Annotated in this window: 14 protein-coding genes and 1 tRNA gene; 7 read left to right on the top strand and 8 right to left on the bottom strand. The window is 65.2% G+C overall.

Annotation, left to right across the window (positions count from 1 at the left end; all coding sequences use genetic code 11):
* Nucleotides 1–53: 53 nt before the first annotated feature.
* Entirely contained in the window at nucleotides 54–1,115 is a 1,062-nt protein-coding gene (locus VT84_RS13955; RefSeq protein ID WP_082839983.1) for an NAD(P)-dependent alcohol dehydrogenase, read from the top strand.
* A gap of 99 nt (nucleotides 1,116–1,214) precedes the next feature.
* Here VT84_RS13955 and VT84_RS40820 read toward each other — a convergent pair whose 3' ends face one another.
* The 8 genes from VT84_RS40820 to VT84_RS13915 form a co-directional block, all read right to left on the bottom strand.
* Nucleotides 1,215–1,580 (bottom strand): hypothetical protein, encoded by a 366-nt coding sequence (locus VT84_RS40820; protein WP_239465836.1) that lies wholly within the window; start codon nucleotides 1,578–1,580, stop codon nucleotides 1,215–1,217.
* Nucleotides 1,581–2,090: 510 nt separating this feature from the next.
* A complete protein-coding gene (locus VT84_RS13945) occupies nucleotides 2,091–2,717 on the bottom strand; it encodes an aspartyl/asparaginyl beta-hydroxylase domain-containing protein (RefSeq protein WP_082839982.1) in 627 nt (208 codons plus the stop codon).
* 109 nt (nucleotides 2,718–2,826) lie between these two features.
* Complete coding sequence (locus VT84_RS13940) at nucleotides 2,827–3,276, bottom strand: hypothetical protein (protein WP_082839981.1); 450 nt, start codon at nucleotides 3,274–3,276, stop codon at nucleotides 2,827–2,829.
* An 84-nt stretch (nucleotides 3,277–3,360) separates the two neighbouring features.
* A complete protein-coding gene (locus VT84_RS13935; protein ID WP_082839980.1) occupies nucleotides 3,361–3,744 on the bottom strand; it encodes a hypothetical protein in 384 nt (127 codons plus the stop codon).
* A gap of 102 nt (nucleotides 3,745–3,846) precedes the next feature.
* Nucleotides 3,847–4,476 carry a hypothetical protein gene (locus VT84_RS40115; RefSeq protein WP_204249855.1) on the bottom strand — a complete coding sequence of 210 codons (630 nt, stop codon included), beginning with the start codon at nucleotides 4,474–4,476 and terminating at the stop codon, nucleotides 3,847–3,849.
* Nucleotides 4,477–4,581: 105 nt separating this feature from the next.
* A complete protein-coding gene (locus VT84_RS40815) occupies nucleotides 4,582–5,235 on the bottom strand; it encodes a hypothetical protein (RefSeq protein WP_239465835.1) in 654 nt (217 codons plus the stop codon).
* A gap of 597 nt (nucleotides 5,236–5,832) precedes the next feature.
* Nucleotides 5,833–6,105, bottom strand: a complete 273-nt coding sequence (locus tag VT84_RS13920) for a hypothetical protein (RefSeq protein WP_157469498.1) — start codon at nucleotides 6,103–6,105, stop codon at nucleotides 5,833–5,835.
* Nucleotides 6,106–6,537: 432 nt separating this feature from the next.
* Entirely contained in the window at nucleotides 6,538–7,974 is a 1,437-nt protein-coding gene (locus VT84_RS13915; protein ID WP_082839979.1) for a hypothetical protein, read from the bottom strand.
* Nucleotides 7,975–8,237: 263 nt separating this feature from the next.
* On the opposite strand from VT84_RS13915, the gene VT84_RS13910 reads away from it, so the two are divergent.
* The 6 genes from VT84_RS13910 (at nucleotide 8,238) to VT84_RS13885 (ending at nucleotide 15,503) form a co-directional block, all read left to right on the top strand.
* Complete coding sequence (locus VT84_RS13910) at nucleotides 8,238–10,520, top strand: hypothetical protein (RefSeq protein WP_082839978.1); 2,283 nt, start codon at nucleotides 8,238–8,240, stop codon at nucleotides 10,518–10,520.
* Nucleotides 10,450–12,048: an efflux RND transporter periplasmic adaptor subunit gene (locus tag VT84_RS13905; RefSeq protein ID WP_082839977.1), complete on the top strand. Its 1,599-nt coding sequence runs from the start codon at nucleotides 10,450–10,452 to the stop codon at nucleotides 12,046–12,048. Before VT84_RS13910 ends, VT84_RS13905 begins: the two co-directional genes overlap by 71 nt.
* Before the next feature lie 75 nt (nucleotides 12,049–12,123).
* Nucleotides 12,124–13,422, top strand: coding sequence for an ABC transporter permease (locus VT84_RS13900; protein ID WP_052558095.1), 1,299 nt, complete (start codon nucleotides 12,124–12,126; stop codon nucleotides 13,420–13,422).
* A gap of 58 nt (nucleotides 13,423–13,480) precedes the next feature.
* On the top strand, nucleotides 13,481–14,644 hold the full coding sequence (locus VT84_RS13895; RefSeq protein WP_082839976.1) for a serine hydrolase domain-containing protein: 1,164 nt from the start codon (nucleotides 13,481–13,483) through the stop codon (nucleotides 14,642–14,644).
* A 194-nt stretch (nucleotides 14,645–14,838) separates the two neighbouring features.
* Complete coding sequence (locus VT84_RS13890) at nucleotides 14,839–15,135, top strand: 30S ribosomal protein S21 (RefSeq protein WP_162271700.1); 297 nt, start codon at nucleotides 14,839–14,841, stop codon at nucleotides 15,133–15,135.
* A 279-nt stretch (nucleotides 15,136–15,414) separates the two neighbouring features.
* Nucleotides 15,415–15,503, top strand: a tRNA-Ser gene (locus tag VT84_RS13885).
* The last annotated feature ends 72 nt before the right edge of the window (nucleotides 15,504–15,575 follow it).

Raw genomic sequence — 15,575 nt, 5'->3', positions numbered from 1 at the left:
CGCACCATTCTCGGTTGGCTCCGTCCCTTTTTAACTCGAACGGAAATTTCGCAATGAGCACAAGAGCTTTCGCGGCCCATAGCGCAACGACCCCGCTCGCGCCGTTCTCGTTCGCGCGCCGGGAACCGCTCGCCACCGACGTGCAGATCGAGATCCTGTACTGCGGCGTGTGTCACTCGGACTTGCACCAGGCGCGCAACGAGTGGAGCGAGTTCGCGGGCACCGCGTACCCGTGCGTCCCCGGGCACGAAATCGTTGGCCGCGTGACGAAGGTCGGCAAGGACGTGACGAAGTTCAAGGCGGGCGATTTCGCCGCGGTCGGGTGCATGGTCGATTCGTGCCGCACCTGCCCGAGCTGCACCCGCGGGCTCGAGCAGTACTGCACGCACTTCCCCACGTTCACCTACAACGCCCCGGACAAGCACTCCGGCGGCGTCACCTTCGGCGGGTACTCCGAGAGCATCGTGGTGGACGAGGCGTTCACCCTGAAGGTCTCGGACAAGGCGAACCTCGCGGCCGTGGCCCCGCTGCTGTGCGCCGGGATCACCACGTACTCGCCGCTGCGCCACTGGGGGGCCGGCCCCGGCAAGAAGGTCGGGATCGTGGGCCTCGGCGGGTTGGGGCACATGGGGGTGAAGTTCGCCCGCGCGTTCGGCGCGCACGTGGTGCTGTTCACCACCTCGCCGAACAAGATCGAGGACGGGAAGCGCCTCGGCGCCCACGAGGTCGTGGTATCGAAGAACGCGGCGGACATGGCGAAGCACGCGAGCAGCTTCGACTTCGTGCTCGACGCGGTCTCGGCCGAGCACGACATCAACGCCTACCTGTCGCTGCTGAAGCTCGACGGCACGCTGTGCCTCGTCGGGGCGCCGGAGAAGCCGCTGCCGGTCGCGGCGTTCAACCTGTTGCTGCCGCGGCGCCAGTTCGCCGGGTCCGGCATCGGGGGGATCGCGGAAACGCAGGAGATGCTCGACTTCTGCGCCGAGCGCGGGATCACGAGCGACGTGGAACTCATCCCGATCCAGAAGATCAACGAGGCCTACGACCGGCTCCTCAAGGGCGACGTGAAGTACCGCTTCGTCATCGACATGGCCTCGCTGAAGCAGGCCGCTTAATTGCGCGAAGGCGATTTCACCGCAGAGGGCACGAGAGGGCGCGGAGAAAACCAATCGCGCTTTTCTCTGCGCCCTCTGCGGTGAATACTCTTCGCGCAACTACTCCTTCCTGAGCACCAGATCCACAACCCAGCACCCGCGCACGTGCGGACCATCACCGCGGCAGTGGCTCAACACATCGGTGCTGTCGCACCCCGCGTCCTGGAGCGCGTCTGCCAGGATCGGCATCGCACTGAAATCCCGAGATTCGTACATCTGGGACGCGAGAGTAAGGGCAGTAGACGTTCGCCAGTGCCGCTTGATGCCGGTGGACCTGAACGGGTTCCCGAACATGTCGCGGACATGGGATGAAAGTCGGCAACGGCACCGGTGGCGGAGGTCCGTCGAATCCAAGTTGCCGGACATCGGATCGGTTGAACCGTTGGTGCCCAGCTCCATGTCGAGATGTGCGACTGCAGATATCATCTTCAGCGCCGCTCTGAAAGGGTTCGCGTCCAAACTCAATCCCGCAGCGCGCGTAACGTAATCTGCCACGGATGAAGCAGGAACTGTTGGGTAGCTAAAAATCCCGATCTTGTTCCGCTCATGCCGGAGGTCACTCTGGGTCAACGTGCCCTCAGCAATTTCGGAAATCACTTCGGCCACTTTTTGGGTCGCGGCATCACCCAGTGACACCACAAGGGGCCAAATTGCTGAAACCGCAAACAATCGTAACTTTCGCTCAGACGCGCTGTCTCGGACGAACTCCAGCATCGGCTCCGGCTCTTCACTTGCCAGCCATTCCGTTTCGGTCATCGGTCGCCCTCTGGAACCGCTACCAGCATGCCCGATCCGGCGCCTGACGCAAGTCCGGGTGCCCTCCGTCCGCTACTGTGTGCAAGCCCGGCTGTTTCCCGTGGGGCCTTGCTCGGGTCGGGAGGTGAAAGAACCCGGAGCCTGAAAAGGGGCAATTTGTCAGGAGCGGTTGCAGCTCCTTCATTCCCCCCGGAGCGCAGACAGTTCGGAACGAAACAGTTTCGTTAACCAACCGTTCACTTTCAGATCGACGACCAGATGGACGCGATCGGATGTTCCCCGATTGGCCACCCGGTGGGGATCTGACAGGCGGAGGTACCAGCAACTTCCCGCTGTCAAAACAACCCGCGACCCGTTCAGGTAGAACTCTACGGCCGGGTTCGTGAGAACCGGGATGTGGACGCGCACAAGCCCCTCTTCAAATCGCAAACCGACGTCGGTGTGTTCCTTGACCACCGACCCGGGAGCCAGGCGCATCAACCGCGCAGCGAGAACGGTGCTCTGAAATGAAGAGAGCACCTCGCGAAAGTAAGGCGAGTTCTGAAGATCGGGTGTGTCGGCGAAAGTCCTTTGAGTCGGGTCTGAGTGGATCATACGGACGGGATGAGTCTCTCCGCGGGGCGCGCGAAGTGGTATGACGCTCCAGTCGCCTGAATAGTTTTCTGGAACGTAATGCGGCGTCCACGTGCTGCCGAGGTTAGCGAGCGCCCCCGCGAGCAAATTGGGGTCAAAGGAGAACGGCAGCTTCAAACGATCCGGTACAACTCTGGGGTCATCCCGTGAATCCGTCGGCTCAAGATTATTCATGGATCTGCTCCAGCCCGGCGCAGCGTGTTGGGCGAGCGCTCGGCAATGAGAAACAAATCACGCGGCCGGGTCCGGTGCGGCACCTGGTTCAGTTATCTTTGCTGCCGACTCAGCCGCACAACTCCTCGCCAAATCGCTTCCGGGATACTTCAGCGACCAACCCGGACAGATCGCTCGGCGGCACCTCGGAGGGATCGGGATACAGCCGCAAGTCCTCGTAGACAGCCCGGTAGAACGGCTCCCCCTGATTCACGACCCACGAGGAAGCGGTGAGGATGTCGTCCTCGTGCCACCCGCGCTCGTCATCGCAGTAGTCACCATAAAGCTCGTCGGTCAACTCCCGGTAAGCAAAGTAGAACTGCCTCAGCCGTTCGCGAGGCAGACTGTTGAGGGCGGCTTCTGCGAGCTCGGGCGCGGCGCGGATCGCGTCGATGGCGGCCCAGAACCAGTCCGGGGCACCGCCGAAGCTCTCGTAGGACGTTCGCTCGCCGCCATACTCTCGAAGCCACTTCGGGAGATCTTTCACCGGATACCTCTTGTGGCCGAACATCCAGTTCACTGGCCGCGCGCACCGCGACACGGTCTACGAACTACTCACTGACAGCGGCCCGGTGTAGCGCCGGGTTCGGCGGGCCTTTGCAAGCTACCCGAGCCGATCCCAGCCCCACGGGTGCGGCCGGACCTTGATGCTCACCGGCCGCTCGCCCAGCTCCTCCAGCCACACCGAAATCACCTCGTGAAGCACCCAACCGCCGGGATCGTGGCGGGTCCACGCCTGGACTAACGCCCGACCGAAGTACCACCACCCGCTCGGCGGTGGCTGGGGGAGCGCCTCGCGGACCTTGGTGGCGGCGAGCGGGTCGTCGATCCAAAGCGAGAGTTCGTCTTCCAGCCCGGACTCGTCCGCCTGGTAGATGCGGAAATCGTCATTCGACAGCAGTAAGGCCCCATCGACAGCGAGCCGAAATCCTTTGACGAATGGCGTCGGATCGTGGAGGACTTTGCGCACGTGCAACGTGATCGTCACTCAAATGCCTCCGCCGAACAATTAGCTCACCGGCGCGCACACCGCGACACGGTTGGGAAGTCTTGCGGCTATCAACGGTCCGGTGCCGGGTTCTGTTCGATGCTACTCCTTGCCCAACACCAGGTCCACGACCCAGCACCCGCCCACGTGCGGCCCCGGACTGCGGCAGTGGTCTAGTACATAGGCGCGGTCGCACCCGGCGTCTTGGAGCGCGTCGGCCAGGATCGGCATCGCGCCGAAGTCGCGCGATTCGTACATCTGGGACGCAAGCGCCAGAACGGTGGGGGATCGCCACGCGGGAGAAAAGGCGAAGGGCCGGAACGGGTCAGGTGAAGCGCCTGGTTTGGTGCGCTTGCCGGTTAGGGCGGGGAGTTGGCTGCCCTCTACGCCGAGCGCCTGCCACACTGCGAACACCGCCGCATACGCCACATCGTCCGGAACGGTGTCGGCCGGGGCCGTATGAATGCGGTCGATGACCACCCGCGCCTCCGGGATGCCGTCCCGGTCGGCTACGTGCCGGAGGGCGAACTCGGCACCCGCGACGGCCGCAGCCCGGTGCGCGTCGCACTCCGGCCATTCGGCGTCCGGCCCATACGCGCTCTTGAGCCACGCGAACGCGGTCGGGGACACGCTGATGGAGCACCCGCCTCCGAACTCGGATGAGGCTGTCACGTCGGCGTAGCGCAGCCGGCCGCCGACAACCTTCAACAGTTTGTAAGACGCTGTGCCCATCGACCGGCTCCTGTCGAACAATAACCCCACCGGCCGCGCACGCCACGATACGATCTACGAATCTGGCGTGTGACAGTGGCCCAGCTGCGCGGCCCACACCCGATACTACTCCTTGCCGAGCACCAGATCGACGACCCAGCACCCGCGCACATGGACACCCGGCGCGCGACAGTGGTTCAGCACATCGGCACTGTCGCACCCGGCTTCTTGGAGCGCGTCGGCCAGAATCGGCATCGCGCCGAAATCCCGCGAGTCGTACATCTGTGCCGCCAGCGCCAGAACGGTGGAGGAGCGCCACGCGGGAGAGAACGTTATCGGGCGGAACGGGTTCCCCAAGATGTCGCGCAATAAGGCGCATTGCTGAGCGCGTTCGAGCTGCGGGTCCGGAGCCGCGTCCACGGCGCACTCGGCAGCGTAGGCGAATCGGTTGCGATCGTCGCATGCGTTGATGGCCGCGAAAAGTGCCTGATTCGCCTTGTATTCGGATGCCCCTCCCAGATCCTCGGCCTCGGCGGAGTCGCGTATGGCGTCCAGTTGGGCCACGGACATCTCGTGCGTCGTAGCCGAGCCATCGGCATATCGTTCGGCCACTTCTACGGCCCGGCGCCCGTTGTCACTCGCGAGCAGGGGCCGCACGGACCGCGCGCACGCGACCGCGAACAAGCGGAACTTGCGGTCCGTTAACAGTTTCTTCTTACGGCGCGCGCTGCGGAGCAATTCCCCGGGATCAACACACGTCAGCCAGTACGCTTCGGTCATCGGTCGCTCTCCGAGATTGCTCCCAGCATGACCGCTTCGGCTCGCGGTGCAAGCTCCGAGCCTGGGACCGCGGGCGTCCCGCCCGCCGCTCCCCGCGCGAAACGGTCGTACCCATCCCTGCAGGAACACAAGTCGATAAGTTCTGCCCGGGTCGTTCGGCACGCGCACCGGGGCGGGCAAGACGCCCGCGGTCCCAGGAAAAGACGTGCCCGCCGCCCTGCCCTCTTGCACCGAGCGCGCACGCGGGTACGCTGAAGACGTTCCCGTAGTCGGTTTAGCTCGTCGCTCTGCGACAGGCTGATGTTGCGTCAGCCGAGAGAACGTTCTCCCTAACGAGCAACAAGAGCGTTGCGTGCCGCTGCGGGGGACAGTCGCCAGGGCGGGGACGCCTTAACTCCTGCGGAGTTGCATTGTCCTTCCTCACCCTGCGTAATACTGCCCGCCTCGCGCCCCGCAAGCCCTTCTTGCCCAAGCACAGAAGTAGACGCCACGGGAACAGAACGAGCCAGGGAACAGTCCCTGGCTCGTGTCGTTCTTGAGAAGTCCGCGCCGCAACCGAACCGAGATGTGAACGTCGCGGCGGCAACTTGCAGCGACCTACACACCACTTCCCGATTCGTGGGCCGATAGTTCCAGTTGCTCTTCGCGCGGCGGCGCGTCCATCCAGTCGTGGCCCTGCTGACAGACCAGCATTCGCGCACCGTTGCTGCTGGTCGCCACGGTCACCACCGGGTGCCCGCACATTGTACACTTGCGTGCGCGGTGGTGCGCGATGCAGCTCGCGTTCGCGCACACCCACCGCGTCAGCTCCTCCGGTTCCGGTCCCACGGGCGCGGGCTCCATGTCCTTTCCGCAAACTCGGCAGTTCATTCAACGGTCCTCAAAATGCGAGCGCCTCTTTCTTTCGTGCAATCCGGGTGCCAATGAGCGGTGGCCATAATCGCGAAAGAAAATGACTTCAAGCGCGATTTCGTAGCGAGTCGGTCCCAAGGGCTGTTGTGAGGCAGCGTAACGCGCCCCGTGGACCGATTCGCAACCTGGACAAAATTCCACATTTCCACTTGATACCGCAACTGTCGGACGGCTACAATAATTCCAAAGCGCGTTCCGATGCGATACCAATGTGGGGCGATCATTCGCAAATACAAGAGCGAAGGGCAAGCGAGAATGTTAGCCACCCGGGGAAAACAATATTCGTTTTCCCCCGGCGGAATCGAAGAACGAACGGCTCGCTCCCGGAGATGTTAGCAATTGTTAGCCGCCCCCGGAACCGGGCCGCGGGAATTCGGGCGGAAGTTACAATTAATTCGGCGTGAATTGGAACGCATACAGCTTTGCACGTTTCAAGCGGATGTGAATTTGCACAGAACGGCCGGCGAGCGAAGACACGTCGGCCTTCCCCTTCCAGTACACGCACTGGTCGATGAAGTTCCCGCCGACCTCCTCGCAGTCCGCGAACGCGAACCCCGGGATCGGCTTGCCGTCGGGCGTTTGTAGCTCAACGAACGCGGTCCCCATCGACCCGGTGTCGATGTTGAGGCGCAGCCGGGAACCGCGGAACACGACCGGCGGGGTCCGGAACCACCCGCCCTTGTGGTCCGCGTCGGCCGACACGAACCCGTCGAGGCGCTGGCGCACCACACCCACGCCGCCCTCTTGTTTGGCGGCGGTGTCGTACTCGGGGCGCAGGACCGCGGAGTCGTGGAGCCGGCCGGACGAGTAGTAATACTGGTACACGTAGTTCCCGCGCCGCACGAAGCCCGGGGCCGCGACCGTGTACCACCGGTCCCACTCGTCGGCAAGACCTGTCGGGATGTAGGCCGTGCGGTCCGGGCGGGTCCATGTCACCCCGTCCCGGCTGACGGCCAGTTGCGCTTCGAGCATCCCGAAGTCCTCCCACTGACCCTTCACTCGGGGGCGGATAAACGGGTGGCGCTGCGGGGAGAAGTGCCGGAAGTGAGACGGGAACATGAGGTACGCGCCGTCGGCCCACGGGTACGCGCCGGCCGCGTTGTAGTAGACGTCCGAGTGCGAGTGCGGGTCGTCCTCTTTGTCCGCGGAGTACACGACCGGGATGTTCTCGATCGACGGGAACGTGCGGTGCTTGGCGGTCTTCGTGTACGGCCACGGTTTGAGCGGGTCGTCCGTTTCGATGCGCCCGATCCGGCGCTGGTTCTCCGAATCGTAGTCGAACGCGCGAGTGTAGATCACGTACTTCTTGATGCGCTCGTCCCAGTGAACGATGGCCGGGTTGTCGGTGAAGAACGGGAACACGCGGCCGACCCTGGTGAACGCCACGCCGTCGGCCGAGTAGCTCGCGTACACGCCGTGTTTTGCGGGGTCAAAGGGTTCGCTGAATTCGAGGTGGAACAGCTTGTACTTCTTCGCCGGGTCGGGCTCGTGCGGGTCGAGGAAGACCGTCGGGAACCAGCCCCCGGGGAGCCTGGTCCCGGTGCGGCGGAACTTCAACCCGTCGTCACTTTCGAGTATTTGAACGTCTTTGGCCCCGAGGTACAGTCGCACCTTCCCGCTATCGTCGATGACGCGACTGATGTGCCCCTTCAAGAGTTGGTCCTTCTCGTCCCGGAGCGCACCGAGTTTTTGGGGCGGATTGACTCGAAGTTCGACGCGGTCGCGTGCGGCGATGAACCGGTCGTCGATGAAAAGTTGCTTGCGATCACCGACGCCGATCGGAACGGGGGGCGCAGCGAGTGCGAACAGCACCAGGGCAGCGAGCATGTGACGTCCTACGGGGAGGAGAAACGAGCGCGGTGGGCTTCTGGGCGGGCTGGGTATTAGACCACGCGCGCCGTGGAGACGCAACCGGTCGCTTAGTGCCGGGTGGCAGAAGCGGGGGCGCCACCCGCGCGTGTCAGCGCGCAGGTGAAATCATGCAACTACCAGAATGAAACATCCCTGCTCCGGTCAGAACCGGGTTGCAATTGGGCGACCCGCGTGCTATTCCGCCGGTTCTCAGTACCGCCAGCAGCCGAAGATCGCCTATGCGTCGTGTCGCGCTACCGGTCCTCATTGCGATTACCCTCGCGGTCGGTTGCACGCGCGCGCATTACCGCAAATCGGCCGACCGCGCCGCGTACCCGATCGTGGCCGACCGGGAGGCGCTCGGGCCGGGCTACGGGATCGGCCGGCTCCAGGTGGAACCGCCCCCCGGGTCGCGGCTCGCGGACCCGTTCAACCCCGACCACCCGCCCAAGCCGCCCGACGACCGCGCGGCCGGTGTCCTCATGGACCACCCGTACAAGTTCCACGGCTCGCGCTGGTGGGGCAAGGACGGGCACACGGACCTGATCGAACCGGTCGGGTGGGAAGCCGCGCTCGCGCCGGACGACCGGGGCACCGTCCACCTGAACCAGAACAAATCCGCCGAGGTCGCGCTGCTCAACAGCCGCGAGTACCAGACCGCGCTCGAAGACGTCTACCTGTCGGCGCTATCGCTCACGCTCAACCGGTTCGAGTTCGACCTCCGCTGGTTCGGCCGCAACGCCACCACCTTCAACCACGCCGGGTTACCGGAACCGAACGGATCGAGCACCCTGACCTCGAACTCGGACCTCGGGTTCAACCGCAACTTCGCCGCCGGGGGGCAGTTGCTCGTCGATTTCGCCAACAGCATCGTTTACACGTCCACCGGGGACAACCCGCAGGTGCGCTCGAACCTGCTGTTCAACCTGACGCAGCCGCTGTTGCGCAACTTCGGCCGCAAGGTCCGGCTGGAGGGGCTGACGCAGGCCGAGCGGGACGTGCTGTACGCGGTCCGCGACTTCGCCCGGTTCCGCAAGTCGTTCTACGTGTCGGTGGCGGTGCAGAGCGGCGGGTACCTGGACCTGCTGCTGGCCGTGCAAACGCTGCGCAATTCCGAAGCGAACCTGAAGCGGCAAGAAGAGACGTACCGGCTGTACGCGGAACTGTTCCGCGGCGGGCGCGCGTCGGTCGTCGAAGTGGACCAGTTCTACCAGAGCTTCCAAACGGCCCGGCAGGACGTCCTTAACACCCGGGTCGCGCTGGAGAGCGCCAAGGACCAGTTCAAACTGGTCCTCGGGCTGCCCCCGCGGTTGCCGATCGAACTCGACGTGGCCCCGCTCGACCCGTTCGTCCTCACCGATCCCAAGCTCGAACAGACCCGGGACGATCTGGAGGCGTTCCAGCGCGCCCGGTTGCAGGAGATCGACGCACCGCCGTCGGTCGAGGTGCTGCGCCGGGTGTTCGCCGCGCTCCGGGACATCGCGAAGAAGGGGCCGAGCGCCGTCGCCTCCGCAGGTGCCGACCTCGACGCCTTCGGGCGCCAGTTCGACCACCCGGCCCGGCCCGGGGACGACCCGGAGCAACGGGCGCGCGACCGAACCACTTACACCAACCTTAAGACCGCGCTGACCGAGGAGGCCGCGGACCTGGAGAAGGTCACGGCCCGGATCGAGCGCGACGCGGCCGGGGTCACCGAGGAAACCCGCAAGGCCGCGTGGGAGGCGTCCGTCGAGGGGGCGAAGCTGCTCCTCGCCGCGCTCGACGGGGTGATCGCGGTCCAGACGCAATCGCGGATCTACCGGATCGAGCTACCGGAAGTGGACGTGTCCCAGGGGCCGGCCCTGGCGTTCGCCAAAGAGAACCGGCTCGACCTCCAGAACCGGCTCGGGCAGGCCACGGACGCCTGGCGCAAAGTGACGGTGGCGGCGAACGCGCTGCGCGGGGGCGTGGACGTGGTCGCGTCCGCGAACCTGGCCACGGACCCGGAGCGGAACCAGCCGCTCAGGTTCTCCTCCGAACTGAGCACGTACACGGTCGGGCTCCAGTTAGACGGCCCACTCAACCGGGTAGCCGAGCGGAACGCCTACCGCTTGAGCCTGATTACTTACCAGCGGGCCAAGCGTTCGGTCGTCGAGTTGTCCGACCGGATCGAGTTCCAGATCCGCCAAGACATGCGGGAACTCGAACGGACGCGCGCGTCGTTCGCGATCGCGCGGCAGCAGGTACTTGCCGCGGCCCGCCAGTACGAGAACTCGCGCCTCAGTCTGGTCGGCCCAAAGGACCAGCGCGCGGCCAACGACTCGACCACGCTCGCCCTGATCCAGGCCCTGAGTAGTTTGCAAGCGGCGCGCAACGCACTGGCCGCGAATTTCGTGCTTTTCGAGCAGCGCCGGTTACAGCTCCTGTTAGATTTAGAGGAACTGCAACTTGATGACCGGGGGTTCCCAACCAATGCTGCCCCTCGAAGCTCCGACCGACCCGGCCCCGGCGCGCCGGCCCCCGCTCCCCGCGCCGGTCCGTAAGTCCGGCCGGTCCTCGCGCGCCGTGCGCCTCGCGGGCGCGGTCCTCGTGGTCGCCGCGATCGGCTGGGGGGCTCCCAAACTCTGGCCCAAGCACCGCGTCGAAGACGTGCTCACCGCCACCGCCTCCGTCGGCGACCTCGACATCGTGGTATCGGACAAGGGCGAACTCGAGAGCGCCGAATCGGTCCAGGTGATGTGCGAGGTCGAGGGCGGCGGCAAGATCACCACCATTCTGCCCGAGGGCACGCCCGTCAAGAAGGGCGATGTGGTCGCCCGGTTCGATACCGACGTCCTCCAAAAGGGCATCAACGAGCAAGAGGTGAAGTGGGAGCAGGCCGAGGGGAAAGTGAAGGCCGCGGTCAGCGAGCTCGAGGTCCAGAAGAACAAGGCCGAGAGCGAGATCGCGAAGGCGGAACTGGCCCGCACGCTCGCGGACATTGATCTCGAAGCGTACCAAGCGACCCAGGGCGAGTACCAGGCCGAACTGGACAAGCGGAAGGGCACTCTGGAGATGGGCAAGAAGGATCTGAAGGAGGCCGAGGACGCTCTAACATTCACCCGCTCGATGGCCAAGAAGGGGTTCGCGCAACTGGGACAGGTCCGGGTGATGGAGCTGACTCTCGAGGGCAAGAGGTACACCGTATTGCAACAGGAGGCCGACCTCGCGGTGTTCACCAAATACACCAAGAAGCGGAAAATGACCGAACTGGAGGCCAAGGCCAAGGACTCGGTCCGCGACCTGGAGCGGACGGTCAAGAGTCAGGCCGCGGCCACCGAAAAGGCCACCAACGAGGTGAGCGCCGCCCGCAAGACCGCCGAGTTGGAGAAGCGCCAGCTCGGGCGGCTCAAGGAGCAGCTCGGCAAGTGCGAGGTGAAAGCCCCCGGGAGCGGCATCGTCATCTACTTCAAGCGCATATGGGACGAGTCGTCCCGCATCCGCCCCGGCGCGCAGGTGTTCTTCCAGCAGCCGATCTTCAGCCTGCCGGACCTGGGGCGGATGAACGTGAAGGTGAAGGTCCACGAGTCGGTGGTGAAGAAGGTCCGCCCCGGGCTGCAAACGACCATGAAAATCGACGCGCTGCCGGGCCACGTGCTGCACGGCAAGGTCGTATCGGTCGCCACGCTCGCGCAGGGCGACGACTGGCGCGGGTCCGGGGTCAAGGAGTACGAGACGGTCGTCTCCATCGCGGACCTGCCGACGGACTCCGGGCTGCGCCCGGGCATGTCGGCGGAGGTCAAGATCCTGGCCAAGACGATACTGGGCGCGCTGACCGTCCCGGTCCAGTCGGTGACCGAGTCCGGCGGCCGGCACGTCTGCTACGTGGTCACCGGCGCCGACATTGAGCGGCGCGAGGTCACCATCGGCGACGGGAGCGACCAGCTCGTCCAGGTGCTCGAAGGGCTGAGTGTCGGCGAGCGCGTCGCCCTCGACGCCCGCAGCCGGGCGTCCGGCGAAGCAGACACCGGCTCATCCGCGCAGCCAGACGCCGCAAAGGACAACAAGAACAAGAGCGCGAAGCCGAAGTGACCGACCGGAGTAGAGCCGACTGTAAAGCTGGCCCTCCCGTACCGTTCCTCCCCACGGCCCTTCGCGTGCCACGCGATGAAGTTCCTGCCGACGATTCCGTCCCGGTTCACCCACCCGCTCAAACTCGGGCTGCGGAGCCTCGCCGCCCACAGACTGCGGACGCTGCTGACGATGCTCGGCATCGTGCTCGGGGTCGCGTCGGTGATCGTCATGCTGGCCGTCGGCGAGGCGGCCCGGTACCAGGCGCTCAAGCAGCTCGAAGACCTCGGGGCCACGACGATCCTGCTACGGAGCGTCAAGCCCACCGATGAACCGACCCAGCGCCAAGGCGTGGACCTGCTCGCCTACGGACTCACGTTCCGGGATCTGGAGCGCATCCGCGCGACCGTGCCGACCGTGACCGCGGCCACCCCGATGCGCGAGTACCGCAAAACGGTCCGCAACCTGGACAAGAAGATGGAGGTCCGGGTGATCGGGGTCACCCCGGACTTCCTGCGCCAGCACAACATCCGGCTCACCGCGGGGCGCGGGATCGAGGGGGGCGACGACGAGTCCTTCGCGCCGGTCGCGGTCCTCGGCTCGGCCGCGGCGGAGACCCTGTTCCCGACCCAAGACCCGATCGGCCGGGCCGTCACCCTGGAGAGCCAGGACCGGTCGCGCGCGTTCACCGTGATCGGCATCGCCGCACCGAAGACGCTGGCCGCGGCCGGGGCCGATAGCGGAGACGCCGATTTCAACAAAGTGATGTTCATCCCCTTCCAGACGGACCGGGTCCGGCTCGGGGTCGAGCTGATGACCATGAAGGCCGGGTCGTTCTCGGTCGAGAAACTGGAGATCAGCCAGGTGACGGTGCGCGTCGGGGACGTGGCCGATGTCCCGCGCACGGCCAAGGCGCTCCAGTCGCTCCTGGACCAGTTCCACCCGCGCAAGGACGTGACGCTCAGCGTCCCGCTTGATCTGCTGCGCAAGGCCGAGGAGACCCAGCGGCTGTTCACGCTGATCCTCGGGTCGATCGCCGGCATCTCGCTCCTGGTCGGCGGGATCGGGATCGTCAACATCATGCTCGCAACGGTGACCGAGCGCACCCGCGAGATCGGCATCCGCCGCGCGCTCGGGGCGCGACAGCGCGACATCGCCTCGCAGTTCCTGGCCGAGGCCGTCCTTCTGTCGGGGTGCGGGGGGATCGTCGGGGTCGCGCTGGGGATCGGGCTCGCGTTCGTGGTGAGCGGGGTGATCGGGCTGCCGACGATCATCCGCTTGTGGTCGCCGCTGCTGGCGGTCGGGGTGGCGCTGGTGGTCGGGCTGATATCCGGGGTGCTCCCGGCGCGCCGGGCGGCCCGCCTCGACCCGGTCGAAGCGCTCCGGCACGTGTGACCGCACACCGCAACAAAGGTTCGGAACGGCACCTCTCTCACGTGAAGGGAACCCGCGCATGAAGGTCGCACTCGCGCCTGCCGCGTTCGTTCTTGCAGCGCTCGTTTCACCTACCCCGGCCCGCGCTGCCGATGGTGCGCCGCCGGTCAGTCCCGAGGTCACTGCGGCGCTGCAGCCGTACCTCGACAACTACAAGATCGCGGGGATCATCGGCGTCGTCGCCGACAAGACCGGGAAGGTTCATTACAAGAACCTAATGGGGTTCGCGGACGTCGAGGCGAAGAAGGCGATCAGCGAAGACAACGTCTTCTGGATCGCGTCGATGACGAAAATGTTTACCAGCGCCTCCATCATGATGCTGGTGGACGAGGGCAAGGTCAGCCTGGACGACCCAGTGACCAAGTTCATCCCGCAGCTCAGCAAGTGGATGGTCGTTGAGGAGCGGGATCAGGCCCACGTTCTGCTGAAGCCCCCGGCGCGCCCGGTCACGATCCGGCACCTGCTCAGCCACACCAGCGGCCTCGCCGGTTCGTCCGAGCTTCAACAGATCACGGGTTCGGACAGCACCCCGCTGAAGGCCCGCGCCCTGAGTTCAGTGACCGGGCCGCTCCAGTCGCACCCCGGCGACAAGTACGCCTACGGCAACCAGGGCATGAACGTCGCCGCGCGCGTCGTCGAAGTGGTCAGCGGCACGCCCTACGAGACATTCCTCCAGAAGCGCTTCTTCGACCCGCTGGGGATGAGGGAGACTACTTTCTGGCCGAGCGACTCGCAGGTCGCTCGGCTGGCCGGCGCATACGGCCCGAACAAACAGAAGAACGGGTACGCCCGGGGCGATGTCGGCTTCCTGACCAAGCCGTTGAGTGACCGGACGCGCCGGTTCCCCGAGGCCGGGGGCGGGCTGTTCTCCACCACGCGCGACATTTTCCGCTACGGGCTGATGCTGGCCAACGACGGCGAACTGGACGGCAAGCGCTACCTGTCGCACGCAGCAATGGACGAACTGCGCAAGGAGCAAACCGGGAAGACCAAGGTCAATTACAGCCTGGGCTACCACCTGCGCAACGGCATGTTCGGCCACGACGGGGCCTACGGCACCGACCTGTCCGTCGACCCCAAAACGGGCATGGTGGCGATTTTCATGGTGCAGTGCACGAGCGGCGACCAGTGGGCGGCCCGCGATCTGTTCCTCAAAACGGCCACGAAGGTGTTTCCCCAATGAGCGCTCGACCCGCACCGCGACCGAAGTGCACAGGCGCGGTGGCAGTAAAGTTGAGCCGTCGCGCCCGAGTTCGTTGTTCTTTCGCGCCCCGACGGTATTCTTAACAGCGCGAGATGATTTCTGTTTCGGCCCCAAGTGGCCCTTTCAACCGGCCCCGCGTCGGCCGTTAAGACGCACAAGTAGTGGGTGTAAAAGTGACCGTTCGCGAGGGCGAACCCCTGGAAGTGGCGCTCGTGCGGTTCCAGGGACTCGTGCGGCGCTACGGCCCGCCGGGGACCAACGTGAAGCGCCCCAAGTGGCACAAGAACCAGCTCACGTTCTACCTCAAGTCGAGCGCGCGGCGCCGGCGCGACGAACTCCGGGACGCATTCGAGACCTACGCGGGCGAGTGCAACCGGCGGCAGTTGGTGTGCGTCATTCGGCGCAAAATCAAGCGCCGGAAGGAGCACTTCGGCGCCGCCCCGGTAGTCGTGCGGTACCCGCCGCGGTAAGCGAGGGGTAATTCGGGGACCGACCACGGTTCGCGATCGAGATCAGCGGTTTCACGGCCCGCGTGCCCCAGCGTCCCCAGGCATTGAAGTCGTGAATAGTATCCGCCCCTCCTTCATCTACTTACCACCGATGTGCGGAGAGGATTTCGACGCCGAACATCTTCGGTCAATCGAGGGCTTTACGAGGGGGGCGCGAACCGGTATCCTTTTCCATGCGTCACTCAGCAGAAGGGTTCGGTGGCGTACCTGGCGATGAGTTGACCGAGAAAGTAAGCACCTGGAGAGGTGGCTGAGTGGTCGAAAGCACCGCTTTGCTAAAGCGGCGTAGAGGTAAAACTCTACCGCGGGTTCGAATCCCGCCCTCTCCGCTCTGGATGTAATCGGCAACCCCCGATTACCCTCAACCCCTTGGGAAACCAGGGGGTTGTGCTTTTCCGGTT

The sequence above is a fragment of the Gemmata sp. SH-PL17 genome (assembly GCF_001610855.1).
In the GTDB taxonomy this organism is placed as follows: Bacteria; Planctomycetota; Planctomycetia; order Gemmatales; family Gemmataceae; genus Gemmata; species Gemmata massiliana.
The sequence above is the reverse complement of the archived record's forward strand: the minus strand, read 5'-3'. Positions and strand labels throughout refer to the sequence as shown.

Bases quoted from the DNA above. Each gene is read 5' to 3' on its own strand.
- VT84_RS13910 (WP_082839978.1), top strand. From the start codon at position 8,238: ATGCGTCGTGTCGCGCTACCGGTCCTCATTGCGATTACCCTCGCGGTC.
- VT84_RS40115 (WP_204249855.1), bottom strand. From the start codon at position 4,476: ATGGGCACAGCGTCTTACAAACTGTTGAAGGTTGTCGGCGGCCGGCTG.
- VT84_RS13900 (WP_052558095.1), top strand. From the start codon at position 12,124: ATGAAGTTCCTGCCGACGATTCCGTCCCGGTTCACCCACCCGCTCAAA.
- VT84_RS13895 (WP_082839976.1), top strand. From the start codon at position 13,481: ATGAAGGTCGCACTCGCGCCTGCCGCGTTCGTTCTTGCAGCGCTCGTT.
- VT84_RS40820 (WP_239465836.1), bottom strand. From the start codon at position 1,580: ATGATATCTGCAGTCGCACATCTCGACATGGAGCTGGGCACCAACGGT.
- VT84_RS13905 (WP_082839977.1), top strand. From the start codon at position 10,450: ATGCTGCCCCTCGAAGCTCCGACCGACCCGGCCCCGGCGCGCCGGCCC.
- VT84_RS40815 (WP_239465835.1), bottom strand. From the start codon at position 5,235: ATGACCGAAGCGTACTGGCTGACGTGTGTTGATCCCGGGGAATTGCTC.
- VT84_RS13945 (WP_082839982.1), bottom strand. From the start codon at position 2,717: ATGAATAATCTTGAGCCGACGGATTCACGGGATGACCCCAGAGTTGTA.
- VT84_RS13955 (WP_082839983.1), top strand. From the start codon at position 54: ATGAGCACAAGAGCTTTCGCGGCCCATAGCGCAACGACCCCGCTCGCG.
- VT84_RS13920 (WP_157469498.1), bottom strand. From the start codon at position 6,105: ATGAACTGCCGAGTTTGCGGAAAGGACATGGAGCCCGCGCCCGTGGGA.
- VT84_RS13915 (WP_082839979.1), bottom strand. From the start codon at position 7,974: ATGCTCGCTGCCCTGGTGCTGTTCGCACTCGCTGCGCCCCCCGTTCCG.